The organism is Massilia sp. 9I (genome assembly GCF_902506415.1).
Taxonomy (GTDB): Bacteria; Pseudomonadota; Gammaproteobacteria; order Burkholderiales; family Burkholderiaceae_D; genus Telluria.
The window spans coordinates 2,708,710-2,734,910 of record NZ_LR733275.1; the positions used below are offsets into that span (position 1 = coordinate 2,708,710).

Annotated in this window: 21 protein-coding genes and 5 tRNA genes; 13 read left to right on the plus strand and 13 right to left on the minus strand. The window is 66.1% G+C overall.

Translation table 11 applies throughout. From position 1 onward, the window contains the following. Positions 1 to 30: 30 nt before the first annotated feature. Positions 31 to 1,167, plus strand: a complete 1,137-nt coding sequence (locus GV068_RS12095; RefSeq protein WP_159697740.1) for a hypothetical protein — start codon at positions 31 to 33, stop codon at positions 1,165 to 1,167. Beyond that, the gene (locus tag GV068_RS12100) at positions 1,164 to 1,703 is read left to right on the plus strand and encodes a TssQ family T6SS-associated lipoprotein (RefSeq protein WP_159697743.1); all 540 of its coding nucleotides are present in this window, start codon (positions 1,164 to 1,166) and stop codon (positions 1,701 to 1,703) included. Before GV068_RS12095 ends, GV068_RS12100 begins: the two co-directional genes overlap by 4 nt. Before the next feature lie 6 nt (positions 1,704 to 1,709). Here GV068_RS12100 and GV068_RS12105 read toward each other — a convergent pair whose 3' ends face one another. Then, positions 1,710 to 3,308, minus strand: a complete 1,599-nt coding sequence (locus GV068_RS12105) for an amidase (RefSeq protein ID WP_159704963.1) — start codon at positions 3,306 to 3,308, stop codon at positions 1,710 to 1,712. A 390-nt stretch (positions 3,309 to 3,698) separates the two neighbouring features. Between GV068_RS12105 and GV068_RS12110 the strand changes: the two genes are divergently transcribed. Beyond that, entirely contained in the window at positions 3,699 to 4,307 is a 609-nt protein-coding gene (locus GV068_RS12110; protein WP_159697746.1) for a TetR/AcrR family transcriptional regulator, read from the plus strand. 72 nt (positions 4,308 to 4,379) lie between these two features. Here the strand turns inward: GV068_RS12110 and GV068_RS12115 are convergent, their stop codons facing one another. Together GV068_RS12115 and earP are read right to left on the minus strand one after the other, a co-directional pair. After that, positions 4,380 to 4,955, minus strand: coding sequence for an elongation factor P (locus GV068_RS12115; protein WP_159697749.1), 576 nt, complete (start codon positions 4,953 to 4,955; stop codon positions 4,380 to 4,382). Positions 4,956 to 5,066: 111 nt separating this feature from the next. Then, positions 5,067 to 6,251, minus strand: coding sequence for an elongation factor P maturation arginine rhamnosyltransferase EarP (gene earP / locus GV068_RS12120; RefSeq protein ID WP_159697752.1), 1,185 nt, complete (start codon positions 6,249 to 6,251; stop codon positions 5,067 to 5,069). A gap of 385 nt (positions 6,252 to 6,636) precedes the next feature. Between earP and GV068_RS12125 the strand changes: the two genes are divergently transcribed. From GV068_RS12125 to GV068_RS12135, 3 genes are read left to right on the plus strand one after another with little or no spacing between them, the layout of a single operon-like run. Continuing rightward, a complete protein-coding gene (locus tag GV068_RS12125) occupies positions 6,637 to 7,473 on the plus strand; it encodes a hypothetical protein (protein ID WP_159697755.1) in 837 nt (278 codons plus the stop codon). Between the two features lie 59 nt (positions 7,474 to 7,532). Beyond that, positions 7,533 to 7,802, plus strand: coding sequence for a hypothetical protein (locus tag GV068_RS12130; RefSeq protein ID WP_159697758.1), 270 nt, complete (start codon positions 7,533 to 7,535; stop codon positions 7,800 to 7,802). A gap of 31 nt (positions 7,803 to 7,833) precedes the next feature. Continuing rightward, positions 7,834 to 9,726: a S8 family serine peptidase gene (locus GV068_RS12135; RefSeq protein ID WP_159697761.1), complete on the plus strand. Its 1,893-nt coding sequence runs from the start codon at positions 7,834 to 7,836 to the stop codon at positions 9,724 to 9,726. Positions 9,727 to 9,966: 240 nt separating this feature from the next. Here GV068_RS12135 and GV068_RS12140 read toward each other — a convergent pair. The 8 genes from GV068_RS12140 to GV068_RS12175 all read right to left on the minus strand — a co-directional run bounded on the left by GV068_RS12140 (position 9,967) and on the right by GV068_RS12175 (position 16,216). After that, positions 9,967 to 10,042, minus strand: a tRNA-Glu gene (locus GV068_RS12140). Between the two features lie 65 nt (positions 10,043 to 10,107). Further along, a tRNA-Glu gene (locus GV068_RS12145) sits at positions 10,108 to 10,183 on the minus strand. 32 nt (positions 10,184 to 10,215) lie between these two features. After that, positions 10,216 to 10,291: transfer RNA gene (locus tag GV068_RS12150), tRNA-Ala, on the minus strand. A gap of 77 nt (positions 10,292 to 10,368) precedes the next feature. Then, positions 10,369 to 10,444, minus strand: a tRNA-Glu gene (locus tag GV068_RS12155). Positions 10,445 to 10,474: 30 nt separating this feature from the next. Continuing rightward, a tRNA-Ala gene (locus tag GV068_RS12160) sits at positions 10,475 to 10,550 on the minus strand. Between the two features lie 247 nt (positions 10,551 to 10,797). Further along, positions 10,798 to 12,189 carry a glutamate--tRNA ligase gene (gene gltX, locus GV068_RS12165; protein WP_159697764.1) on the minus strand — a complete coding sequence of 464 codons (1,392 nt, stop codon included), beginning with the start codon at positions 12,187 to 12,189 and terminating at the stop codon, positions 10,798 to 10,800. A 95-nt stretch (positions 12,190 to 12,284) separates the two neighbouring features. Further along, entirely contained in the window at positions 12,285 to 13,640 is a 1,356-nt protein-coding gene (locus GV068_RS12170; RefSeq protein WP_159697767.1) for an aminotransferase class I/II-fold pyridoxal phosphate-dependent enzyme, read from the minus strand. 35 nt (positions 13,641 to 13,675) lie between these two features. Continuing rightward, positions 13,676 to 16,216: a bifunctional diguanylate cyclase/phosphodiesterase gene (locus tag GV068_RS12175; protein ID WP_159697770.1), complete on the minus strand. Its 2,541-nt coding sequence runs from the start codon at positions 16,214 to 16,216 to the stop codon at positions 13,676 to 13,678. Positions 16,217 to 16,399: 183 nt separating this feature from the next. Between GV068_RS12175 and GV068_RS12180 the strand changes: the two genes are divergently transcribed. Continuing rightward, a complete protein-coding gene (locus GV068_RS12180) occupies positions 16,400 to 17,581 on the plus strand; it encodes an EAL domain-containing protein (protein WP_159697773.1) in 1,182 nt (393 codons plus the stop codon). Position 17,582: 1 nt separating this feature from the next. Here the strand turns inward: GV068_RS12180 and GV068_RS12185 are convergent, their stop codons facing one another. Both GV068_RS12185 and apbC read right to left on the minus strand, forming a co-directional pair. Then, positions 17,583 to 18,350, minus strand: coding sequence for a hypothetical protein (locus GV068_RS12185; RefSeq protein WP_159697776.1), 768 nt, complete (start codon positions 18,348 to 18,350; stop codon positions 17,583 to 17,585). A 15-nt stretch (positions 18,351 to 18,365) separates the two neighbouring features. Next, on the minus strand, positions 18,366 to 19,454 hold the full coding sequence (gene apbC / locus GV068_RS12190; protein ID WP_159697779.1) for an iron-sulfur cluster carrier protein ApbC: 1,089 nt from the start codon (positions 19,452 to 19,454) through the stop codon (positions 18,366 to 18,368). A gap of 146 nt (positions 19,455 to 19,600) precedes the next feature. Here apbC and metG point away from each other — a divergent pair, with 146 nt between their 5' ends. The 6 genes from metG to GV068_RS12220 all read left to right on the plus strand — a co-directional run bounded on the left by metG (position 19,601) and on the right by GV068_RS12220 (position 26,186). Beyond that, positions 19,601 to 21,760 carry a methionine--tRNA ligase gene (metG, locus tag GV068_RS12195; RefSeq protein ID WP_159697782.1) on the plus strand — a complete coding sequence of 720 codons (2,160 nt, stop codon included), beginning with the start codon at positions 19,601 to 19,603 and terminating at the stop codon, positions 21,758 to 21,760. A 168-nt stretch (positions 21,761 to 21,928) separates the two neighbouring features. Beyond that, positions 21,929 to 23,245, plus strand: a complete 1,317-nt coding sequence (locus GV068_RS12200) for a hypothetical protein (RefSeq protein WP_159697785.1) — start codon at positions 21,929 to 21,931, stop codon at positions 23,243 to 23,245. A gap of 66 nt (positions 23,246 to 23,311) precedes the next feature. Beyond that, a complete protein-coding gene (locus GV068_RS12205; protein ID WP_159697788.1) occupies positions 23,312 to 23,521 on the plus strand; it encodes a DUF3460 family protein in 210 nt (69 codons plus the stop codon). 20 nt (positions 23,522 to 23,541) lie between these two features. Next, positions 23,542 to 24,426 carry a ScpA family protein gene (locus tag GV068_RS12210; protein ID WP_159697791.1) on the plus strand — a complete coding sequence of 295 codons (885 nt, stop codon included), beginning with the start codon at positions 23,542 to 23,544 and terminating at the stop codon, positions 24,424 to 24,426. Positions 24,427 to 24,458: 32 nt separating this feature from the next. Continuing rightward, positions 24,459 to 25,298: a pantoate--beta-alanine ligase gene (gene panC, locus GV068_RS12215; RefSeq protein ID WP_159697794.1), complete on the plus strand. Its 840-nt coding sequence runs from the start codon at positions 24,459 to 24,461 to the stop codon at positions 25,296 to 25,298. 114 nt (positions 25,299 to 25,412) lie between these two features. Continuing rightward, positions 25,413 to 26,186 (plus strand): flagellar brake protein, encoded by a 774-nt coding sequence (locus GV068_RS12220; protein WP_159697797.1) that lies wholly within the window; start codon positions 25,413 to 25,415, stop codon positions 26,184 to 26,186. Positions 26,187 to 26,201 lie beyond the last annotated feature (15 nt).

Consider the following 26,201-nt stretch of genomic DNA (forward strand, 5'->3'; position numbering starts at 1 on the left):
AATCCACCGTGTCGGGCCCGGCTAGATGCCATGATGACCAGCACACCAGTAACCCAGCAACAGCAGACCGACGGCCGGACCGTGCGCGAAGTGGTCGAGTTCAACCAGGAACTCGTCAACGAAGTCTGGTGCCGGCGCATCTTCCGCCAGATCCTGCAGTCGCTCGAACTGCAGTACGCGATGCAGATGCCGCATCGTCCGATCAGCCCCGACACCATCCTGGTGCTCGATTCGGGCGATCCGATGCTGCTGCCCTCGCAGGACGTCAGCACCGCGTGGTCGGAAGCCGGCGATCTGCACGACCTGGCCGCCGTGGTCCACTACGCCATCACCCGGGAATACCCGCCTGCGGCGCCGCTGCTGGGGCGCACGCTGGAGTTCTCCGACGGCTACAGCGATACCTTCGTGGCCGCCGTCGACCGCTGCCTGGCGCCCGACCCGCAGCAGCGTCCGCACACTATTGAACAGCTGCGCAACCTGCTCGGCATCGTGCCGCTCGGGCCGGCCATCCCGACCCAGCCGGCCGCCCCTGCGCCGCAGCCCGAGCCGGCCGTCTCCTTCCTCACGGAAGCGGCTCCTGCGGCCGAACCGGGCGGCCTCAAGCGCTGGCTCTTGCTGATTGCCGCCGCTACCGTTCTGCTGGGAGCGCTCGGCGCCCTGCTCGCCCTGCTGCATCAGGCCGATTCGCGCGACACGGTAACCCTCGCCCTGCCGGGCGACACGCCCGCCGCGCAGGAATCCCCGGCAAGCCCTGTGCCCGACGCCGCGCCACCCGTGGCCACGGCTGGCGCTGCCGCCGAAGCAGCCCCGCCGAGCAGCGAGCTGCCGCCCGACCTGGTTCCCGACACCGCGCCGCCCGCCGCCGTAGCTGCCGCCCCCACGACACCTGCTGCTCCCGCGGCGCCGGTGCAGGCCGAGCCCAGCCGGCCAGTGCCGGCCGCAGCCGGCGCCACCTACAAGCTGGTGATCAAGCCCTGGGCCATGGTGCAGGTCGACGGCGTCGACCGCGGCGCCAGTCCGCCACTCAAGCGCCTGACCCTGGCGCCGGGCCAGCACACGATCCGCATCATGAACCCGAACTTCCCCGAGCACACGGTCACGGTCAACGCGGTCAAGGGCGCTTCGACAACGATCGAAATGGATTTCAGTGAAGAGGAGACGCCATGAAGCCACGCATCCGACAGCAGGGTTTGCGCGCCTGCGTCCTGGCAGCCACCCTGCTGCTGGGCGGCTGCGCCCAGCTCAAGCCGCAGCTCGATGCGCTGTTCGGTTCCGAACCGGCGCGCGCCCATCCGCGCGCCGAAGAACGCGCCCGCCCGCGCCCGGAACGCGCGGAGCGCAACGAACGTCCCGCGCCGCGCCCTGAACGGCCCGCAGCCGACCGCGACGACGCCGCCCTGCGCGAAGGCATCGCGCTGTATAACGAAGGCGACTTCAATGCGGCGATCAAGCGCCTGAATTCGAACGACATGAACGGTGGCTCGATCCGCAACCGCGTCAGCGCGCTCAAGTACACGGCCTTCAGCTATTGCGTCACCAATCGCCCGGTGCCCTGCCGCCAGGCCTTCGAGCGTGCGCTGCGCCTGGACGCCTCTTTCGAACTGGCGCCAGGCGAACAGGGCCACCCGCAATGGGGACCGGTGTTCGCCAAGGCGCGCCAGAACGTCGGTGGACGCGAGACTGCGCGCGAAGCATCGCGCTAGGCCTGCTTAGAGTTTGACGTTGATGCTGGCCGGGAAGGTCGGCGCACGGCGGCGTTTCGATGCCTGCTCGTAGGCGTAAGCCATGCCGATCAGTGAAGCCTCGCTCCACGCGCCGCCCACGAACGAGATCCCGATCGGCAGCCCGCGAGTATAACCGGCCGGCACCGTGATGTGCGGGTAGCCCGCCACCGCGGCCGGGCTGGAGAAACTGCCGCCGTAGTGGTCGCCGTTGATGTAGTCGGTCAGCCAGGCCGGGCCGCCGGTCGGCGCCACCAGTGCGTCCAGTTTGTGTTCCTTCATTACCTGGTCGATGCCTTCGTCGCGCGAATAGCGCAGGTCATTGGCCAGCGCCTCGCGGTACTCCTTCGCATCCAGCCCCGGCTTGGCCTGGGCCGCGATCAGGTGCTCCTGCTTAAAGTACGGCATTTCGCGCGCCGCGTTCTTGGCGTTGAAGGCGATCACATCGCCCATGTTCTTGACCGGCGCGTGCGGCGCATAGTTCTTCAGATAGGCTTCGAGGCCAGGCGCGAATTCGTACAGCAGCACCTGCAGCTCGCTGTCGTTGTACTTGTCGACGTTCGGCACTTTGACGTCGACCAGGATGGCGCCCTGCGCCTTGAGCACCGCGAGCTCCTGCTCGATGATCGCGTCGACCGCGTCATTGCTGCCAAAGAAATTGCGGGCGACGCCGATGCGCTTGCCCTTGAGGCCATCGGTGCGCAGCGCCGCGGCGTAGTCGGCGATGTGGCCGGAGCTAGCCGCGGTCGCCTTGTCGTCCGCATCTGCGCCTGCCATCGCGGCCAGCATCAGGGCTGCGTCGGCCACGCTGCGCGTCATCGGGCCGGCCGTGTCCTGCGAGTGGGCGATCGGGATGATGCCGCTGCGGCTGAGCAGGCCGAGGGTCGGCTTGATGCCGACGATCCCGCAGGACGACGAGGGCGAGACGATCGAACCGTCGGTCTCGGTGCCGACGGTCAGCGTGGCCAGGCCGGCCGCCGCGGCGGCGCCCGAGCCCGAGCTGGAGCCGCTGGTGTTACGGTCAAGCGCGTACGGATTCCTGGTCTGCCCGCCACGGCCGCTCCAGCCGCTGACCGAATGGGTCGAGCGCATGTTCGCCCATTCGGACAGGTTGGTCTTGCCGATGATGACCGCGCCGGCCTTGCGCAGCAGCGCCACGATGTGCGCGTCCTTGACCGCGCGCACGCCGTTGAGGGCGAGCGAGCCGGCGCTGGTGCTCATGCGGTCGGCGGTGGCGATATTGTCTTTCAATAGCACCGGGATGCCGTGCAGCGGGCTACGCAGCTTGCCGGCCGCGCGCTCGCGGTCCATCTCGGCGGCGATCTTGAGCGCGTCCGGGTTGGTCTCGATGACCGCGTTCAGGCGCGGACCGGCCTTGTCGATGGCGGCGATGCGCGCCAGGTATTGCTTGACCAGGGAGCTCGAGCTCAGCTTGCCGGCCGCCATCTGGGCCTGCTGTTCGCGCACGCCGGCATCGAGGATGCCACTTGCACTGCCGCCTGCCGTGCCGGCGGCGAGCGCCTCGTGCGCCACACCGGCAAGTGCCCCTGCCGCCATACCGAGCCGAACGAAATCCCTGCGCTTCATCATACAAGCCTCCGTGTCAAATAATGCATGAGCATAGCAGCAAAGTTACTCATGTGACACGGTTGTTCGTGGCCTTAACGGAGCTGTGCAAGCGGCTGCTGCCCGGCTGGGCGCTGGGGCGGAAGCGCTTGCGTTTGCGGCCGGCGGCGGGCCGCTTTGACTGCCTCGCTCTCGTTCTTTTCCCCATGCGTGCACGGCGCCGGAGCGCCATCCTGGAAAACTGTTCTCCTATAGCGGCAGAACATGCATACTTGCGCGTTGTGCATGGCTTCTCCTTTCGACAATATTCGAAATGTCCGCTGCCCTGCATCGCAAGACCTGTTACCATTACAAAGCGGAACACGATTCCGTATTATAAGCGGAACTTCGTTCCGTTTTGTAGATTTTTTTATGCATACGACACCAGACCCGGAACAGCCCGCCGAGAAAGCGGAAGAAAAGCAGTCGCGCGGCAAGCGCGCCGATGCGCAGCGCAACCTCCAGTCCTTGCTGGAGGCCGCCATGGAGGTGTTCACGAAGTCGGGCGTGGATGCGCCGGTGCGCGAGATCGCCGAGCAGGCCGGCGTCGGCGTGGGCACCCTGTATCGCCACTTCCCGCAGCGCGCCGACCTGATCGTCGCGGTCCTGAAGTCCCAGATCGACGCCTGCGCCGATGCCGCCGCCAGCCTCGCCGCGAAGCACGCGCCGGACGAGGCGCTGGCGCGCTGGATGGAGCGTTACGTCGACTTCATCGTCACCAAGCGCGGGCTGTCGGGAGCCCTGCAGTCGGACAATGCAGCCTACGCCGCGCTGCCGGATTATTTCTACGGACGCCTGCGCCCTGCCCTGTCCTCGCTGCTGCAGGCTGCGGTCGAGCAGGGTCTCGTTCGTCCGGGTTTCGAGGCCGACGAACTGCTGCGCGCGGTCGCGACGCTATGCAAGGCGAATCCGGATGAAGATACGGCCGCGACCAAGAGGATGGTCGGCTTGCTGGTCGATGGCCTGCGCAGCGCGCGCTAGCGCCAGGCGCAGCGCACGAAGCAGGCAAAAAAAAACGCTGCCGAGGCAGCGTTTTTTTCGTTCAGCGATCGCTTAGTTGCGGACGACGCGCTTGTATTCGTTGGTACGGGTGTCGATTTCGATGGTGTCATCGGTGCTGACGAACAGCGGCACCATCACGATGTGCTGCTTGGCTTCGATGGCGTTCTCGATCTTGGCTTCCTTCAGGACGTTGCCCGAGGTGTTGCCCTTGACGGCCGGCTCCGAGTACACGACCAGGCGTGCGATGGTGGTCGGCAGTTCGACCGAGATGGCCTTGCCGTCGTAGAACACCGCTTCGCATTCCATACCGTCTTTCAGGTAGTTGATGGCGTCGCCCATGTTCTCTTCTTCGATTTCGTACTGGTTGTACTCTTCGTCCATGAAGACGTACAGCGGGTCGGCGAAGTACGAGTAGGTCACCGGCTTCTTGTCCAGCACGACCACGTCGAACTTGTCGTCGCCGCGGAACACGTTTTCCAGCGGAGCGTTGGTCAGAAGATTCTTCATCTTCCACTTGTAGGTGAAGCCCGTGCGGCTCGAACCGTTCACATCCGAACGCAGCACGATGAACGGCTTGTCTTCGACCATAATGATGTTGCCAACACGGATTTCTTTAGCGAATTTCATAGTAGTTTTACGTAAAAAGTAAGTTGCATTAAATCAGCGGTGGCCGGTGAGCGAAGCGAGCCTTGAAGCCTACGTTTGATCCTGTGTATTTCGTTACAGACTAACCGCGCATTATACCGGATTTTCGCCGGCAAGCCTTAGTTCACGGGCAAATTCCAGCAGCTTCGTCGTCAAATCGCCATGGGCCAGCATTTCTGCACGCCATTCTTCTGCACGAATGACAATGCGCGGCAACTCTGCTTGCAAGTCTTCCCATGCCGCGTCCATGGACGGGATGTCACGCGCGCCATTCCAGCCCAAGGAAAATGCCGCGAGGGCATCGAGACCACCCGCGTAGCGGTCCAGGAAAGCACGCAATTTCTTGTGGTGCAGGTTCTCGTCCTGCGGATAGATGTGCCACACGAACGGCCGTCCCGCCCACTGGGCGCGCACGAAGGAATCTTCCCCACGCACGAAGTTCAGGTCGCAGGCCCATAGCAGGCGGTCATAGTCGGGCTGCGGCACGAAGGGCAGCACGCGCAGCGTCAATGCGCCCTGCTTGCGGCTGGCGCCGGCGCGGGCGTCGCCGCCCAGGAAGGCACCAACCGCCTCCGGCGCCACGCCCTCGGGCACCAGGCAAGTCACGGCGCGCTCTCCTTCCGACCAGGTGCGCAGCAGCTCGGCAACGGGCGCATGCGGATAACAGAACAGCGAAACCTTCAGCGCATCCAGCTCATCCGCGCCGACACCGAAGCCCGCCAGGAAGCGGGCCACCGCGCCGCGGTCGGCCTGGAAGGCGGCGCGCTCCTGTTCGAGTCCGGCTTCATGCAGCAGGCCTCCCGTCTTCGTCGTGAATCCGGGGAAGAAGAAATGCTTGGTCAGCTTCAGGCGCGGATGCATGGACGGCAGGCGATGGCAGCCTTCCACCCACTCTTCCGCCGTCAAGCCTTCCAGGTTGAACCATAGCGGGCGCGGGCTGCGCTGCGCCATCGCGGCGACGTAGCCGGGCGGGATGTCGACCGCGAAGAATTCGATCACGATGTCGGCGACCTCGCTCGGCGCAAAGCTGGCTTCCTGGTCGCGCCAGTGGCGTACCTGCACGCCCTCGACCTCTTGCGTGGCGGCGTCCACGTCGACCAGCGGACAAATGCGCCGGAAGCTGCGCAGGTCGTCGACCCACAGGGTGACCCGCACGCCGTGCTCGCGCCACAGCTGGCGCGCCAGGCGCCAGCAGATGCCGATGTCGCCGTAGTTGTCGACGACCTTGCAGAACAAGGCCAAGGTGGGCGGATGGGAGAGGGAACGAGGTGGGCTCATGCGGGAGGCGGGACGCGTGTGGAGCGCGCTATTCTAACCGACGCGCGCCCGCTTTTCCTGCGACAAAGGTCGCGCGTATAAGCCCTTGTGCGGCCCTTGGCAAGCGCCATGCGCCGGTTCCCTGCGCCACCGCAAGCGGCGCCAAGACTGGGCCACACATCGCCGCCCTGCCGAAAACTTCACTATCCGCCCCTAGTCCAACGCCTACCTGCAGGGAGCCCGGCCGAGCAAACCCGGACCCTGCGCTCCGTTCGCGCCCGACCTTACCCGTGCGCGGATGCCATATATGCAGCCGCCCGCCCCAGGCGCGTAAGGGCGACGGCCCGGTGCGCTTCGCACCGGCGCCTCCTGATGCAGTCGGCAGCACTACCATAAGGAGTTGGATATGAACGAATACCAGCAATACGGCATGGGTCAGGGACAACTGGCGCCCCAGGCCTTCCTGGGCGGGATGTTCGGTGCGCCGCTGGGCGGCGCGCTCGGCCGCGGCATCGGCGGCATCTTCGGCAACCCCAACCTGGGCAGCCGCATCGGCCAACTCGCCGGCGGTATCGGTGGCGGCCTGCTGCCTTTCGGCGCCGACCCGGTCAGCGCCGCTTACGCCAGCCAGCCGCAACTGCAACAGCTCCAGCAACTGCAGCAGCTGCAACAACTGCAGCAATTGCAGCAACAGCAGCAGCAACAACAGCTGGCGCCGCAAGGTTTCGTCGGCAACCTGTTCAGCCAGTTAGGCAAGACCGGCGGCAACCTCCTCGGCGACCTGACCGGCAGCTCGACGCTGGGCAACGTGGCCGGCAGCGTGCTGTCGGGCCTGGGCGGCCTGCTGCCCTTCGCCGCCGACCCATCGGCCAGCGTGCAGGGTGTCGGCATCCAGCAGCACCCGGTGGTGCAGCAGCTGCAGCAACTGCAAGCCCAGCAGCAGCAACTGGTGCAGGCCCTGCAGCAGATCCAGCAACAACAGGCCGCGCTGCAGCAGCAGCTCGCCGCCGAACAACAACAGCAGCAAGGCCAGATGGCGCCGCAGGGCTGGCTCGGCAATCTGGTCAAGCGCGTGGCGCAGCCGGTGGGCGGCTTCATCGGCGGCCAGTTCGGCAACCAGGGCCTGGGCAACGCCATCGGCGGCATTGCCGGCCAGCTGGGCGGCATGCTGCCGTTCTCGGCTGACCCGTGGACCACCTACGCCCAGCAGGCACAGCTGGGTGCACAACAGACCATCCACTAATCCAGCGTAGAACCCCGCCGCCTCCCCGGGGGAGGCGGCTCCATCGAGGAGGTTTGCCCATGCCGAACTCCACCAGCGGACCAGTCCAGGGCCGCGCCCGGAAGCGCTACATCGTCAAGGCCGCCGCCGATGGCGGCGCGCTCGACGCCTTCATTGCCGGCCTCGGCGCCGATCCCGCCATCCGCCTGGTGGACACGATCGGGCCGAGCGGCGGACCGCCGCATACCGCCGTGGTCGAAACCGATCCCGATACCGCCGAGCAGCTTCGCCGACGCAACCTCAACCAGTTAACGATCGAACCGGACCAGCCGCTGTCGCTGTCCGACTAGCGCATCCGGCCCGGTCAGAAAAGGAAACACCATGCCAAAGACTCCGCAGGGCGCGGGCGAACAGCCGGGGCAGCTGCCCGAAGGCGGCGCCGACGTCCGTCCAAGCGCTGACGATTCCGCGCGCACGCGCGAGGCCGTGCGCGGCCGCACCGTCGCCGAGCGCAAGAAGAAATACCTGGTGGCGCCGCGCCCCCTGCCCGCCACTGCCGGTTTCCTGGCGCCGGCAGTGCTGGCGCCGGGCCTGTCGCTGTCCAACGTACAGCAGGCGCTGCAGGGCCTGGGCGACATCGACATCGTCGACACCGTCGGCACGGGAAGCGGCCTGGGCGCCTCCAGCCTCGGCGGCCAATCCGAAGGTGTGCTGGTGGCGCGCATGACCGACCAGAAAGCGGGCGAGCTGCACCAGCGCGGCCAGGGCCGCCTGATCGTCGAGCGCGACCAGCACCTGCAACTGCTCGACCCCATGCTCAGCCGGCCCGACCTGGTGTCCTCGCTGACGCCCTACTCCGGGCCGGTGGTCGAAGTCGTCATGGCCGTGCTCGGCAAGGACGGCGCGCCGCTGGCCGATGCCGAGGTCTCGCTGTTCGGCGGCCTGCTGCCGAGCACCGCTGTCACCGGCCCCGACGGGACGGCGCGCCTGCGCCTGTACGGCGAGGACACGCACACGATCAACGGCTTGTACGCCAAGCCGCGCGCCGACTACTGGAGCTTCTTCCAGCGCGACCCCGACATCAGCCTGAACGAGCCCAACGTCGTCATGCTGCACGCGCTGGCCGACTGGCCGGCGCTGAACAGGCTCCCCATCCAGAACGCGATGGGCTGGGGGGCGCGCGCCATGCGCCTCGACCAGGTGCCGCCGCCCTTCCGCGGCCAGGGAATCCGGATCGCCGTCATCGACTCCGGCGTGGCCACCACGCACGGCAACCTGAACCGCATCCGGGCCGGCTTCGACGTCATCAACAAGCAGGTCGACCGCAACACCTGGAACACCGATATCCTCGGCCACGGTTCGCATTGCGCCGGCGTGATCGGCGCCTCCGACCCGAGCTGGGGCATCCGCGGCTTCGCGCCCGAGGCCGAGATCCACGTCTGCAAGCTGTTCCCCGGCGGCCAGATCAGCCAGCTGATCGATGCGCTCGAATACTGCATCGAGAACCAGATCGACGTCGTCAACCTGAGTCTGGGCGGCAGCGGGCCGTCCGAAGCGCTCGAGCGCCAGATCGTGCGCGCCAAGCAGGCCGGCGTCGCCTGCATCGCGGCAGCGGGCAATTCGGGCGGGCCGGTCCAGTACCCCGCTGCCTCGCCGCACGTGCTTGCCGTGGCCGCGGTCGGCAAGGTCGACGAGTTCCCGCCCGACAGCTATCACACCGAAACCGTCGGCCAGGACATCGATCCGCAAGGCTTCTTCACCGCGCGCTTCAGTTGCGCCGGGCCGCAGGTGGACGTGTGTGCGCCGGGTGTCGCCATCGTCTCGTCGGTGCCGCCAAATAATTTCGCGGCCTGGGACGGCACCTCGATGGCCGCGCCGCACGTGACGGGACTGGCGGCGCTGGTGCTGGCGCACCGTCCGGAATTCCAGGGCTTGCTGCGCGCACGGGGACCGGAGCGGGTCGAACGCCTGTTCCAGGTGCTGCGCCTGAGCGCACGGCCGGTGACGCTGGCGGACCCGGCGCGTGTCGGCTACGGCATGCCGGACGCGCTGGTGGCGCTCGGCCTGTCGATGATGCCGGGACAGCAGATCGGACAATGGCAGATGCCCGTGACAGGCGTCATGATGCCGCCGGGGATGATGGCGCACGACAACGGCGTCCGTTACCCCGCCGGCTTCGCGGCGCAAGCGGGGATAGGCCCGCAAAGCCTTTCCCCCATCACGGGCTTCCCCTTCGGTCTCGGGCTGGGAGGATTGCACTCGTCCGGCTGGTAAGCCGGCGTGCGGCGGCGGATGAGCGCAGCAAGCTTGCGGCGCTCATCCGTTCGCCTATGCGCGTAGGCGACATGCGCGTAGGCGATAGCGTGCGGGCAGAGCCAGCAAGGCTTCGCTTTCGTTACAAGACTGGATGGTGCGCGCTGCGTGGCGCGGATAAACGCATCGCGAAAACGACGCGCCAAAAGAAAAACCGGAGCACCTCTCCGCGCAAGCGCGTTGGTCTACTCCGGTCTTGACTGGCGTCCCCACGGGGATTCGAACCCCGGTACTCACCGTGAAAGGGTGATGTCCTAGGCCTCTAGACGATGGGGACCTAAAACTGTGTGTTGCTCTTACTGCTGCCCTACCGCACCGCGATAGCGACATTAACCAAATTCTTGGCGTCCCCACGGGGATTCGAACCCCGGTACTCACCGTGAAAGGGTGATGTCCTAGGCCTCTAGACGATGGGGACCCTGGACTGTCAGAACTGTTGTTTTTCCTACGTGGTGGAGGTAAGCGGGATCGAACCGCTGACCTCTTGCATGCCATGCAAGCGCTCTCCCAGCTGAGCTATACCCCCTACGGGAAAACAACATTCTAACATACTGCTACTGCTTCCTACTACCGCGTGCCGCTGGTTGCACGCTGCCAGTTACCTGGCGTCCCCACGGGGATTCGAACCCCGGTACTCACCGTGAAAGGGTGATGTCCTAGGCCTCTAGACGATGGGGACCTTGGAACTACCGTACTGCCACTTCAGAGTTGGTGGAGGTAAGCGGGATCGAACCGCTGACCTCTTGCATGCCATGCAAGCGCTCTCCCAGCTGAGCTATACCCCCTCTTCACTGTACTGTCTTGCCTACTGCTTCGTACCGTGTGCTGCTGAAGTGCGAGCATTATAGCGGAGCGCCTTGCATTTCGCAAATACCTGTTTTCAGAAAATGCGCGCTCCGCAAAACAGGCCTTTGAGCGCTTAACAAAACCCCGAGGGCAAGGGATGCGGCCACCCGACGCATCGTCGCAGACAGTGCGCTAGCACGGCAAGACGATGCAACGCAGCCATCGGGGGAATTGTTAGGCGCTCTATTACAGGTACTTTGCCATGCGAGCTAAAACGACGTCGCGCCCGAACAATTCCAGCACCGCATCGATGGCCGGCGTCTGCAGCTGGCCAGTCACGATCAGGCGCAGCGGCATCGCAATCTGCGGCATCTTCAGGCCATGGGCCGCCAGCACTTCCTTGAACATGGCGGCAATCGCGGCCTTGTTCCACTCCACATCCTTGCAACGCTCGGCGAACGTCGCCAGCGCGGGACGCACGGCGTCGGTCAGGTGCTGGGCCAGCAGCGCGGCGTCCGGCTGGGGCTCGCGGTAGAACAGCATGGCGGTGTCGGCCAGTTCGTTGATGGTGTTGGTACGATCCTTCACCAGCGCGATCACGGTCGAAAGTAGCGGCGCGCCATCAAACTGTGCGCCTTCGCGCTCCAGCACCGGACGGGCCAGGCCGGCCAGGCGCTCGTTGTCGGCCTGCTTGATATAGTGGTTGTTCAGCCAGGCCAGCTTCTCCGGATTGAACTGCGCCGCCGACGCGGTCAGGTGCTCCAGGTTGAACCACTCAGTGAACTGCTCCATCGAGAAGATCTCATCGTCGCCGTGGCTCCAGCCCAGGCGCGCCAGGTAGTTCAGCATCGCTTCCGGCAGGTAGCCCTGCTCCGGGTACTGCATCACGCTGACCGCGCCGTGGCGCTTCGACAGCTTCTGGCCGTCCGCGCCCAGGATCATCGGCAGGTGGCCGTACTGCGGCAGCTCGGCGCCGAGCGCGCGCAGGATATTGATCTGGCGCGGCGTGTTGTTCACGTGGTCGTCGCCGCGCAGCACGTGGGTGATCTTCATGTCCCAGTCATCGACCGACACGCAGAAGTTGTAGGTCGGGGTGCCGTCCGGACGCGCGATGATCAGGTCGTCGAGTTCCTTGTTGGCGATGGTGATCGGGCCCTTGACCACATCGTTCCAGGTGACTTCGCCCTCGAGCGGGTTCTTGAAGCGCACCACCGGCTTGACGCCGTCAGGAACCGGCGGCAGGGTCTTGCCCGGCTCCGGACGCCAGGTGCCGTCGTAGCGCGGCTTCTCGCCCGCGGCGCGCATGCGCTCGCGCATCGCCTCGACTTCTTCCGGCGAGCAGTAGCACAGGTAAGCCGTGCCCTGCTCCAGCATCGATGCCACCACCTCGCGGTAGCGGTCCATGCGCTGCATCTGGTAGAACGGACCTTCGTCGTGCGACAGGCCGAGCCACTGCATGCCGTCCAGGATGGCCTGCACGGCTTCCGGCGTCGAGCGCTCGAGGTCGGTGTCTTCGATGCGCAGGATGAAGGTGCCGCCGAAGTGGCGTGCATAGGCCCAGGAATACAGCGCGGTGCGGGCGCCGCCCAGGTGGAGGTAGCCGGTTGGGCTCGGGGCAAAACGGGTGCGGACGGTCATGACTGGATGCAAAAATGGTAAAACGGGTATTTTACCCCGTCGCCATCGGCGCGCGCACCACGCACCGCCCTGCCCGCCGTCGCCGTCCGCGCCTCCTAGGCCGCCGACGCCGGCCGCAGCATCGGCCGCGGGGCTTCCGCCGCGCGCCGTACTGCCGAGGCCAGCAGGCCGGCCGCGCGCCGGATCTGGGCCGGCGTGTGCTGGGCCATCAGCTGCAGCCGCAGGCGCGCCGCCCCCAGCGGCACGCCGGGGAATTCCATCGGATTCACGAACACCTGCTCGCGCGCCAGCAGCATGCCGGCGATCCGCGTAGCCGCTTCCGAACCCAGCAGCAGCGGTACGATCGGCGACGCCGCCCCGATGCAGCGCAGCCCCGCCTCCTGCAGCAGCGCGCGCAGCTCGACCGCGTTGCGCATCAGGTCGGCGCGCAGCGCGTCGCCTTCGGCGCCGGTCACGATGCGCAGGCATTCCAGCACCGTGGCAGCCTGCACCGGCGACAGCGCGTTCGAGAACATGTGCGGTCCCGCGAACAGCTGCAACTGGCGCCGCACGCTGCGCTCGGAACAGGCAACAAAACCGCCGTTCGAGGCGAAGGTCTTGGAAAAGGCGCCCATCACGATGTCGATCTTGCCGAGCATGCCCTGGGCGCCGATCACGCCGCTGCCGCCCGGCCCCATGGCCCCGAGGTCGTGCGCCACGTCCACCAGCAGCGTGGCGCCGTACTCGCGGCACAGGTACTGCATCAGCGGCAGGTCCGGACTGTCCGAATCCATGCTGAACAGGCCTTCGGTGACGACCAGGATCGCCCCGTTCGCATCCACCGCGCGCAGACCCGCCAGCAGCTCGCGCAGGTGGTCGCAGTCGAGATGGCGGAACACCGCCACGTTGCGCGTGGCCGCGGCCGCGCCCTGGCGCAGCGAGGCATGGGCCAGGGCATCGATCAGCACATGGTCGCCGCTGTGCACCAGGCTGGTCACGGCGCCGAAGGCCGCGCCCCAGCCGGTCGGGAACAGCACCACGTGCTGGCAGTGCAGCAGCCTGGCGAGTTCCTGTTCCAGCGCGGTGGAATAGCGGCTGTTCCCGAGCAGGATGGCCGAGCCGGCGCTGTGCGGTCCGCACTCGGCCAGCACCCGCATGGCGCTGTCGATCACCGCCGGGTGCGCCGCCAGCGACAGGTAATCCTGCGAGGCGAAGTTGATGCCCTGCGCCGCCGCCAGGCCGTCGCCCTCGACGGTGGCCTGCGGCCCCGGCGGCCCGGACAGCACGCGGCCGTAGGGCCAGACGCCGTGGCGCATGCGCAGCGCACACCACTCCTCGAGCGGACCGGCGCGGCGCATCAGGTCCGGACCGCGCGGCTGGCGGTACAGCGCGACGTTGCCGCCCAGGGCGCCGGACGCGGCCAGCGCGTCCAGGTCGTGGGCGGGATCAAAGGGAATCGGTTCGTTCAGCACGGTATCCTCCGGCACAAGATGAAAAGACGTCGGCATTACGCCGGTTCGAGGGGCGCCGCCTCGACCTGGCGCGCCAGCATGGCGGCGACTTCGCCCGGCGGCAGCGGCCGGGCGAACAGGTAGCCCTGGGCCGCGTCGCATCCCATCGCGCACAGGTCGGCCAGTTGCTCGGGTGTCTCGACCGCTTCCGCGATCACGTCCAGGCCGAGGCGGTGCGCCATGGCCACGATGGCTTCCGCGATCGCAAAGGAACGGGCGCATTTGCCGGTAGCGCCGGCGCCGCCGCCCATCCCGAGCCGGCGCACGAACAGGCCGTCCATCTTGAGGATGTCCACCGGCAGCTCGGACAGGTAGTTCAGGCTCGAGTAACCGGTGCCGAAATCGTCGATCGACACCAGCACGCCGGCCTGGCGCAGGCCATTCATCAGGACGCAGTTCGCGGCCAGGTCTTCGATCAGCATGCCCTCGGTGATCTCGAGGTCGAGGCAGCGCGCCGGCATGCCGGTCTCGCCCAGGATAGTAAGCACCCGCGCCGGCAGGCCCGGCTCCTTCAGCTGGCGCGCCGACAGGTTCACGGCGGTCTTGATTTCGGGTAGCCCGGCGGCGCGCCAGGCACGGTTCTGCAGGCACGCGGTGCGCAGCGCCCAGTCGCCGATCGGGACGATCATCCCGGTCTCCTCGGCCAGCGGGATGAAGCGGCTAGGCTCGACCCGGCCGTAGACCGGATGCTGCCAGCGCAGCAGCGCCTCGACGCCGACCACGCGGCGGGCCGCCAGGTCGAGCTGCGGCTGGTATTCGAGGAACAGCTGGCCCTGCGCGAGCGCGTCGCGCAGGCCGTTCTTCAGCGCCAGGCGCTCGCTCTGCGGCTGCACCGTATCGCCCGAGTACACCTGCACGCTGTTCTCGCCCCAGCGCTTGGCGCCGCGCATGGCGATGTCGGCGCGCTTGAGCAGCGCATCGAGGTCGCAGTCCGCCGCCGGGTACAGGGCAACCCCCACCGCCAGCGTGACGAAGCATTCGCGCCCCGCCACGTTCAGCGGCAGGCCGAAGCGGTCGAGGATCTTCTCGGCCACAACCTGGGCGTCCGATTCGAAACTGAGGTCTTCCAGCAGCGCGATGAATTCGTCGCCGCCCCAGCGCGCCACCGTGTCGGAATCGCGCAGGCAGCGCCGGATCGCGGCCCCGGCCTGGCTCAGCAGGGCGTCGCCGGCCTCGTAACCCAGTTCGTCGTTGATCTCCTTGAAGCCGTTTATGTTCAGGAGCAGCAGCGCCACCAGCCGGCGGTTGCGGTTGGCGCGGTCCATCGCGTGGCGCAGGCGGTCGCGCAGCAGGTTGCGGTTCAAGAGGCCGGTGAGCTGGTCGCACTGGGCGCCGTCGAGCACGCGCGCCGGGCTGGCCTGGGCCGCATGCCGGTCCGGATCCGGCTTGGGGACCACCGGCAGGTGTTCGTCCGCATCGTGGCACTGGACCCGGTTGCGCCCCAGCGACTTGGCCACGTACAAGGCCTCGTCGGCGCGCCCGATGGCCTGGGCCACGGCCTCTCCCAGCCGGTACTCGGCCACGCCGACCGACACTGTCAGCGTGATGTCGCCGCCGTTGTCGCGGCAGCGCAGCTCGGCGATGACGCGCCGCACCCGTTCGGCCAGCACCACCGCATCCGGCGCCGGCGTCTCGGGCAGCATCAAGAGGAACTCCTCGCCGCCGTAGCGCCCGAAGGCGTCGGTGCCGCGGATCTGGCCCTGCACCGCCTCGGCGAAGCTGCGCAGCACCACGTCGCCGGCCGCGTGGCCGTAGCTGTCGTTGATGCGCTTGAAGAAGTCGATGTCGAACAGGCACAGGCAGAACGGCCGGCCATTGCGGTCGCTGCGCTCCTTTTCGCGGTCGATCAGGCCGAGCAGGAAGCGGCGGTTATGGCTGCCCGTCAGCTCGTCGCGGATCGCCAGCTCGTTGATGGTCGACAGCGCGCGCTGCAGCTTGACGAAGCCTTCGGTCTTGGTCAGTTCGAACAGCAGCACGAACACCAGCACCACCACGTACAGCCCCAGGTTGCAGATCAGGTGCAGCAGCGGCATGTCCAGCAGCGGCGTCACCGGCGCGGCCCAGCCGAAGGCGGGCAATCCCCAGACCGTGGCGGCCGCCGTGCAGCTCATCACCAGCCAGAACACCCCGCTGGCGACGCCGCCCAGGAACATGGCGACCACCGGCGCCGTGATCAGCCAGCTCGCCGTGGGCGCGTGGATGCCGCCCAGGTGCCAGGTGAGCCAGCTGAAATTGAAGAACAGCGCGCACAGGAACAGTTCGCGCGCCAGGGCGATGCTGCCGGTCAGGCGCAGCACCGGCGGCGCCATCAGCATGAACAGGCAGCAGGCCAGGATCTCGGCGGCCGCCAGATGCAGGCCCAGCAGCCAGTAGGCCAGCGCGTACAGCGGACCGGCGGTGGCCGCCATCAGCGCCGCGTTGACCACGTTCTCGGCGCGCGCCAGCACGGCGGCGTCCTGCCGCAGCCTGAGGGGTACGAACAGATGGGCCGCGTCGAGGTAACGCCCGCGCCACCCTTGCTCTCTGTAGTCGCTCATCTAGCATCCCATGACCACGCTCCACTACTGAGTGTAGGCAGGAAGATTCCGCTGAGCTTTATTTTCAAACAGAAAGTTGCTGGAAAGAGCGTGTATGCCGCCCGCATAGGCCGCACGATAGATATTTACGCTGGCAAGGGAGGCGCTCTACAATGACACAAGGACAACTTCAGACGGCATGCAATGCGCAAGGTGACGCCTCCCCAGCAGTCGCAAACTCCGCTTCATGACATCATCGAGTCCGCCGTGGACCTGGCCCGGATCTGCCTGCGCATGGACGTGGCCTTCATTACCGAGTTCAAGGACGGGCGCCGCATCTTCCGCCACATCGCCGCCGACGGCACGCTGCCGGTCCAGCCGGGACATGCCGATCCCCTGGCCGAAAGCTACTGTCAGTACATCATCGATGGCGCGATTCCTTCGATCGTCGACGACAGCCATATCTATCCCATCCTCAAGCGCCTGGGCTGCACGGAGGCGATGCAGATCCGCGCCCACCTTGGCGTGCCGATCTGGCTCTCGGACGGCTCGGTGTTCGGGACCTTCTGCTGCTACAGCCGCAGCCCCAGTTCGACGCTACGCGCGGTGGACGTGGACGGCATGGCGCGCTTCGCGAGCCTGATCGCCAGCATGCTCGAACAGCGCGTGCTGAGCGAGCGCGCGATGGAGCAGGCAACTGCGCGCTTGTCCGAAGTGATCGACCGGCGCACCCTGGGCATCGCCTACCAGCCGATCGTGGCGCTGGCGGATGGCGCCATCCTCGGGTATGAAGCGCTGTCGCGCTTTCCCGCCACGCCCGCCAAGGGCCCGGCCGAATGGTTCGAGGACGCGCATAAAGTCGAGAAAGGCACCCAGCTGGAGCTGCTGGCGATCGAGCTGGCCTTGTCCGGCCTGGCCAGGCTGCCGCCGCAGGCCTACCTGTCGCTGAACGTGTCGCCGCAATCGATCCTGAGCGGATCGCTGGCCGCCTGCCTGGCCACGGCGCCGCTCGAGCGGCTGGCGCTGGAAGTGACGGAACATGTGCCGGTGGAGGAATATGCGGCGATCGCAGCGAGCCTGGACGGCCTGCGCCGGGCCGGCCTGCGCCTGGCCATCGACGACGCCGGTTCGGGCTACGCCAGCTTCCGCCACATCCTGCAGCTGCGGCCCGACATCATCAAGCTGGACCAGAGCCTGATCCGCGAGATCGATCTCGATCCGGGGCGGCGCGCGCTGGCCTCGGCGCTGACGGCCTTTGCCAGGGATACCGGCTGCGATGTCGTGGCGGAAGGGGTGGAAACGGAGGCAGAACTGAATGCGCTGCGTGGCCTCGGCATCAAGGCCGGGCAAGGCTATCTGTTCGGGCGGCCGGCGCCGCTGGGCTAAGTCAGCCCGCTTCGTCCAGCGCCGCCTGGCGCTCGCCCAGGGTGCGGCTGATGGTGCCCGGGGCGTCCAGTTCACGCTCGGCCACGACGCGCAGTTCCTCGGTCGCGAGTCCATCGAGCAGGGCTGCGCGCACGGTATCGGCTTCTTCGGTACGGCCCAGGCCACGCAGCACGGCGATGGCGATCCGGACGTCCTTGGCCAGGTTCGTCAGGTCGGCGGCCAGCCTCGGCGCCTCCCGTCCCGGCGGGAACAGCGGCATGGTGGCAGCTGAATAATTCACGCTGCGCAGCAGGTCGAGCGGATCGCCGCGGTAGCGCTCCGCCAGCGCGAAATCCCCCGCCTCGACGACCGCCTCCAGGACCCGGTAGGCGTCGCGCCGCGCCAACGCCGGATCCTTTACCTCGAGCTGCAGGAACACCTCCCGGGTGGCGCCGGGATCGTCCAGCGTGCGGTTCATCTCGACCAGCAGGCCAAGGCGGTCGGCGCGCTGGTAATGCGACTCCTCGTGGGCGGCGGCGCCGACGTGGTACTCACCCGCCAGCAGGCGCCGCGCCTGCTCGTCGCGCGCCTGCGCCAGGGCCGCCCTTGCCGGTGCATGGTCCTCGATCAGCATCTTCCACTCGAACAGCGTGAAGAAGTAGTCGCGCCGCTCGGGCGCCGGCATGTTCTCAGTGGCCTGGTAGCGCTGTTCGAGCAGGCACAGGAGCTCGTCGAGGCGGCCGGCCGCGCGCAGGGCTTCGGCTTCCTGGATGAAGGCGATGTCGCTCATGCCGGCCCGCTGGCCTCAGTCGTTCTTGACGACGATGCTCGGGAACTTGCTGGTCATGTCCTTGGCCTTCTCGGCCACCTTGACGGCGACCTTGCGGGCGATCTGTTTATAGACCGCGGCCACCGGACCGTCCGGATCGGCGACCACGGTCGGGCGGCCGGAATCGGTCTGCTCGCGGATCGACATCGTGAGCGGCAGCTTGCCGAGGAAGTCGACGCCGAAGTCCTGGCACATCTTTTCGCCGCCGCCGGCGCCGAAGATCTCCTCGTGGTGGCCGCAGTTGGAGCAGATATGGGTGCTCATGTTCTCGACCACGCCGATGATCGGGATGCCGACCTTCTCGAACATCTTGAGGCCCTTGCGCGCGTCCAGCAGGGCGATGTCCTGCGGGGTAGTGACGATGACGGCGCCGGTGACGGGCACCTTCTGCGACAGCGTCAGCTGGATGTCGCCGGTCCCCGGCGGCATGTCGACGATCAGGTAATCGAGGTCGCGCCAGTTGGTCTGCTCCAGCAGCTGCTGCAGCGCGCCGGTGACCATCGGGCCGCGCCAGACCATCGGCTCGTCCGGATCGATCATGAAGCCGATCGACGAGACCTGCACGCCGTGGTTCTCGAGCGGCTCCATGGTCTTGCCGTCGCGGCTTTCGGGACGACCGTTAATCCCCAACATCATCGGCTGCGACGGGCCGTAGATGTCGGCGTCCAGGATGCCGACGCTGGCGCCTTCGGCGCTGAGCGCCAGCGCCAGGTTGACGGCGGTGGTCGACTTGCCGACGCCGCCCTTGCCCGAAGCGACGGCAATGATGTTCTTCACGTTCGGCATGACCTTCAGGCCACGCTGGACCGCATGCGACAGGATCTTGCTATAGACCTTGACGGTGACGTTGCCGAGGCCTGGCAGCGCCTTCAGGCCGGCGACGACGCTGTCGCGGATGGCGGCGACCTGGCTGGCGGCCGGATAGCCCAGCTCGACGTCCAGCGCCACATCGTTCCCGCTGAGCTTGATGTTCTTGATGGATTTGGAAGAAACGAAATCCTTCCCGGTGTTAGGATCGATGACCGCCGACAATGCTGCCTTGACATCGTTCTCAGTGATGCTCATGTAGTTCTCCATGGTGATTGGGGCGAAGTGTAGCGCAAAACGCCGTCGGCTTCTTGTTGCTTTGGCAAACCCGGCTATACCCCCTGCGCAGCTAGGGACTTCCGCTGGTAAAATGCTTCTTTTCTCAAACCTAAAGCGCTTCGACCATGACCCGCAAGCTGTTCGTCACTACCGCCCTGCCCTACGCCAACGCTGCCTTCCATATCGGCCACATGATGGAATACATCCAGGCCGACATCTGGGTCCGGTTCCAGCGAATGCAGCGCGATAACGGTGTACAGCGCCAGGTGCACTTCGTCTGCGCCGACGACACCCACGGCACCCCGATCATGATCGCCGCCGAGAAGGAAGGCATCACCCCGCAGGAGTTCGTGGCCAAGATCGCCGCCGGCCGCCCGCAGTACCTGAACGGCTTCCACATCGCCTTCGACAACTGGTATTCCACCGATTCGCCGGAAAACGTCGAACTCTCGCAGGGCATCTACCGCAAGCTGCGCGATGCCGGCCTGATCGTCACCAAGACCGTCGACCGCTTCTACGATCCGGTCAAGGGCATGTTCCTGGCCGACCGCAACATCAAGGGCGAGTGCCCGGTCTGCCACGCCAAGGACCAGTACGGCGACAACTGCGAAGTCTGCGGCGCCGCCTACCAGCCGACCGAGCTGATCAACCCGTTCTCGGTCTTCACCGGCTCGACCCCGATCCTGAAACCGTCGGAACAGTACTTCTTCAAGCTGTCCGATCCGCGCTGCTTCACTTTCCTGAAAGAGTGGCTGAACACCCCGGGCCGCCTGCAGCCGGAAATGGTCAACAAGGTGTCGGAATGGCTGGGCGAATCCGGCGAAAAGCTGGCCGACTGGGATATTTCCCGTGACGCGCCCTATTTCGGCATCCCGATCCCGGATGCGCCGGGCAAGTTCTTCTATGTATGGCTGGACGCGCCGGTCGGCTACCTGGCCTCGCTCAAGAACTATTTCAGCAAAAAGGGCATCGACTACGACGCCTTCCTGAACGACCCAGCGGCCGAGCAGGTCCACTTCATCGGCAAGGACATCGTGTCCTTCCACCTGCTGTTCTGGCCGGCGATGCTGAACTTCTCGAACCACCCGATCATCGACAAGCTGAAGGTCGCGGTGCACGGCCACCTGACCGTCAACAACGAGAAGATGTCGAAGTCGCGCGGCACCGGCATCTCGCCGCTGCGCTACCTCGAACTGGGCATGAACCCGGAATGGCTGCGCTACTACCTGGCCTTCAAGCTGAACTCGAAAGTCGAAGACCTGGACTTCAACGGCGAAGACTTCGTCGCCCGCGTGAATAGCGACCTGATCGGCAAGTACATCAACATCGCCAGCCGCTGCGCCGGCTTCATCGCCAAGAAATTCGACGGCAAGCTGGCCGATTCGCTGTCGGACACCGCCAAGGGCTGGATCTGCAAGGCCCTGATGAACGAAGGCGCCGAGCGCCAGGCGAATATCGCCGCCGCGTTCGAGGCGCGCGAATACGGCCGTGCGATGCGCGAGATCATGGAGATCACCGACGTCGTCAACCAGTACGTGGACGAGAACAAGCCCTGGCTGCTGGCCAAGGACGAGACCAAGACGGCCGAGCTGCACGACGTCTGCACCACCGCGCTGATCCTGTTCCGCCAGCTGACCATCATGCTGTCGCCGGTGCTGCCGAACGTGGCCGCCCGCGTCAGCGAATTCCTGGGCGACGGCGCGCTCTCCTGGGCCGACACCCACGGCGCCGCCGTCTACGAGACCATGCTGGGCCGCACCATCGGCGCCTACAGCCACCTGATGCAGCGCGTGGATGCCAAGACGGTCGAGAACCTGTTCGACAAGCCGACGGCGCCGGCGGCGCCTGCCGTCGTGTCCGATGCCAGCCTTGCCGTTGCGGCGCTGTCCCCGGCGGAGGATGACGGCGCCGAGCCGGAAGCCGGCGATATCGAAGCCCTGGCTCCGGAAATCTCGATCGACGACTTCACCAAAATCGACCTGCGCGTCGCGAAAATCGTCAACTGCGAACACGTGGAAGGCGCCGGCAAGCTGCTGCGCCTGACCCTGGACGTGGGCGAAGGCCGCTACCGCAATGTGTTCTCGGGCATCAAGTCGGCCTACAAGCCGGAAGACCTGGTCGGCAAGCTGACCGTCATGGTCGCCAACCTGGCGCCGCGCAAGATGAAGTTCGGCGTCTCGGAAGGCATGGTGCTGTGTGCCTCCGCCGCGGACGAGAAGGCGAATCCGGGCCTGTACCTGCTCGACCCGATGCCGGGCGCCACCCCGGGCATGCGCATCCGCTAAGCAGCTTGTGCCGGGCTTCGCGCTTGCGCAAGCCCGGCCTGCGGCGGCCGCCAAAATCAATCCCACGCCCTTTTGCGGCGTTATAATGGCATGTTTTTTCTGAAACTCGCCCCTACGGCCCTTGCCGGCAGGCCTTCTTCAGACCCAATAAGATAGGTAGATAATAAGATGACCGAATTCACTCCTCTCCGCCACATCCCGCACACCAACGTGTTCCGCAAAGGCGACGTGTTCGTCCTGTTCGGCGAACTGTTCGGCCGCGGCTATGTGAACGGCCTGATCGATGAGGCACGCAAGGCCGGCATGACCATCGTCGGCATCACCGTCGGCCGCCGCGACGAGAGCGGCGCCCTGCGCGCCCTGACCGCGGAAGAGCATGCGGAAGCGGAAGAGAAGCTCGGCGGCAAGATCATCAACGTGCCGCTGATGGCCGGTTTCGACATGGACGCCCCGGAAGGCGAGCAGAACCCGACCGAAATGCTGTCCGGGATCACCCTGAAGAGCTGGCAGGAAGACAAGCTGGACTGGGAAAAGATCGAAGCCTGCCGCGTCGCCGGCGTGCGCCGCTTCACCACCAGCGCGGCCCAGGTCATGGGCGAGATCGACAAGCTGATTCCGGAAGGCGCGAACGTCTTCTTCGCCCACACCATGGCCGGCGGCATCCCGAAGATCAAGGCCTTCCTGGCCATCGCCAACCGCATCTACAAAGGCCGGGGCGATCGCTTCATGTCCTCGCGCGCCCTGCTCGATAGCGACCTGGGCAAGCTGATCCTGATGAACTTCGACGAAGTCACCGCCAACACGCTGAAATACCTGATCGACGCCTCGGCCCCGATCCGCGAGCGCGTGACCAAGGCCGGCGGCGAAGTGCGCTACACCGCCTACGGCTACCACGGCACCGAGATCCTGATCGACGGCAAATACACCTGGCAGACCTACACCAACTACACCCAGGGCTACGCCAAGATGCGCCTGGAGTCGGTCGCCGAAGCCGCCTGGAAGCAAGGCGTCTGGGCAACCGTGTTCAATTGCCCGGAAATCCGCACCAATTCCTCGGACATTTTTGTTGGCGTCGAACTGTCGCTGTTCCCGCTCCTGACCGCGCTGAAGAAGGAAGGCGGCGGCGCCTGGGCCGACCAGCAATGGCAGATCTGCCAGGAGCTGCTGAACGACGGCGTGTCGCTGCAGTCGCTGCTCGACACCATCGAGCGCTACAACAACGACGCCACCAGCGCCGAGTTCCGCAACTTTGAAGCCTGGCCGATGGACAATACCCCGGCCCTGGCCGACGTGATGATCGGCACTTCGGAAGAAGCGACCGCCCAGCACAAGGACCGCAAGGCCCTGATCACGGATCACCTGTCGAGCCTGGTGCTGGAAGGCGCCGGCCCGCTGATGTTCTACGGCGCCTCGGAAAAGATCGCACCGGTGCTGTGGCTCAGCCACGACATCATCGCGCGCCAGCTGAACGAACTGCACAAGTAAACTTGACGCGGACGCGCCAGGCGCCAAGAATCTGGCCCGGACGTCCGCCACTTCATTCTGGAAATCATGTTCTTCAAGAAACAACACTCGATGTACGAATCCGAGCACACCAAGTTCATCAAGGAGCTCAAGGAAAAGACCCCCGGCATGGACCAGCGCCAGGTCGAAGGCCGTGCCCTGCTGTGGGACAAGGCGCCGCTGTCGCTCGACGAGCAGGAGCGCATCAAGCAGTCGCGCCTGCGCCAGCAAGCCTATCCGTACCAGTCCAAGGTCTGAGTTTCTAGGGAAGCGTCCCGATGCTGCCTGACGAGGCCGGCCAAGCTGCGCCGGCCGATCCCCCGCAGGATGGGACGCCCGCGCCTCTAGAAGACGCACAGCTCAATGCCGCGGCGGACGCCGCCGAGGCCGCCATTGCGCGCCTGTACGGCGAGCCGCTGACGCGCCTGCCCAACGACCTGTACATCCCTCCGGACGCGCTCGAGGTCTTCCTCGACGCCTTCGAAGGTCCGCTCGACCTGCTGCTGTACCTGATCCGCAAGCAGAACTTCAACATCCTCGACATCCCGATGGCGCAGGTGACCCTGCAATACCTGAAATACGTCGAGCAGATCCGCCAGCGCAACCTGGAACTGGCCGCCGAGTACCTGCTCATGGCGGCGATGCTCATCGAGATCAAGTCGCGCATGCTGCTCCCCAAGCGCCACGAAGACCTGGTCGAGGACGTCGGCGACCCGCGCGCGGAACTGGTGCGGCGCCTGCTGGAATACGAGCAGATCAAGTCGGCCGCCGTGGCGCTCGGCACCCTGCCCCAGGAAGGCCGCGACTTCGTGCGCCCCCAGCTGTTCATCGAACAGAGCCTGGCGCCCGCGCTGCCCGACGTCGATCCCTGGGACTTGCAGCGCGCCTGGCTCGACGTCCTGCGTCGCGCCAAGCTGACCCAGCACCACCGGATCAGCCGCCAGGAACTGTCCGTGCGCGAACACATGTCGGCCATCCTGCGCACCCTGCAGTCGCAGCGCTTCGTCGAATTCTCCGAACTGTTCGCCGGCCAGCACACGATTCCGATCGTGGTTGTACACTTTGTCGCCATGCTCGAACTGGCGAAAGAAACTTTGATCGAGATCACCCAGGCCGAACCCTTCGCGCCGATCTATGTGCGCCTGGCCTATTCCCCGGCTTGATTCGCCGGTTACCTTATTAGCTTCTATTTCCCATGAAAATCATTTCCTCCATCGACGACCTGCGCGACCAGCTGCACGGGCAACTGCGCACCGCCTTCGTGCCGACGATGGGCAACTTGCATGAAGGCCATCTGTCGCTGATGCGCCTGGCGCGCAGGCACGGCGACCCGGTGGTTGCCTCCATTTTTGTGAACCGCCTGCAGTTCGGCCCGAACGAGGATTTCGACAAATACCCGCGCACCTTCCAGGCCGACGTCGAGAAACTGGAAAAGGAAGGCGTCTACGTGCTGTTCGCCCCGACCGAGAAAGACATGTACCCGGAGCCGCAGGAATACCGCGTGCGCCCGCCCGAGGGCCTGGGCAACACCCTGGAAGGCGAATTCCGTCCCGGCTTTTTCGACGGCGTCTGCACCGTGGTGACCAAGCTGTTCTCCTGCGTGCAGCCGCGCGTGGCCGTGTTCGGCAAGAAGGATTACCAGCAGCTGATGATCGTTCGTAACATGGCGCGCCAGTTCGCGCTGCCAACCGAGATCATCGGCGCCGAGACCTTCCGCGCCGAGGACGGCCTGGCCCTGTCCTCGCGCAACGGCTACCTGTCGAGCGAAGAGCGGGCTGAAGCGCCGGTGCTGTACCAGCAGCTGAACGCGGTGGCGCAAGCGATGCGCAGCGGCGAGCGCGATCCGCTGGCGGTCGAGCGCCGCGCCATGGAGCACCTGGCCGCGCGCGGCTGGAAGCCGGACTATGTCTCGATCCGCAAGCGCATCGACCTGCAGGCCCCGAACGCGGCCGACCTGGACGCCGGGGCGCCGCTGGTGGTGCTGGCTGCGGCCAAGTTGGGCAACACGCGCTTGATTGACAACCTGGAAATTTGAGTAGCAAAAAAATATCTTTGCTTTGCGTAGTGCAATATTGGTACGACTGGCTTTATACTTGACGCACGCGGAAACTGCGGCTGCAGTTTCCTGCTTAACCAAGGAATTGTTGCCGTGAACGATATCGCCGCTCCTCTCACCCGCAAGGGCCCGCCCAAGCCGTCCGATGCGCTCAGCCGCATCGGCAGCACCGCCGAGCCGCACGAAATGCGCGATCCGTTCGACATCGGCGAAGCGCTGACTGCCCTGTCGCTCTCGGGCGAGCCGGTCACGGTGTTCCCGTCCGGCTGGATCGAGCCGTTGCTGGCGCGCATCGAATCGGTCGACCCGGAGTTGCCGCATTTCGTGCTCGATTTCAGCGGCAGCGAGCGTCCGCCCGCCGGCAAGGTCACCCTGATCGCTTCGCTGGGCGGCAACGCCAAGCTGCAGTTCGACCTCGACCAGTCCTGGAAGCCGACGCCCGACAACAAGATGCATGTGGCGGCCGAATTCCCGCCCTCCTGCCTGGTGCTGAACCGCCGCGCCGCGCGCCGCGTCGAAACGCCGGTGGGCGTGCACTATATGGCGAGCTTCCGTATCAAGGGCAACCTGATCGAACTGCCGCTCTACGATTTCTCGCAGACCGGCGTCGGCCTGCGCGCCACGCCCGAGCAGTGCTTCGGCCTGCATGTGGGGAAAAAGCTGGAAGGCGTGCGCCTCGAACTGGGGCCGAACCTGGTGATCAATGCCGACCTCGAGGTGCGCCTGCTGCGGCCCTTCCGTACTTTCCTGCTGGGCGAACAGGTGCAGATCGGCTGCAGCTTTGCGGGGATTTCGATGCAGATGCAGCAGACGCTGGAAAGGTTCGTGACCACCGGGGCGGTGGAACGCAGGTCGGTCGCGCGCTGACCGTTCGACATCTAT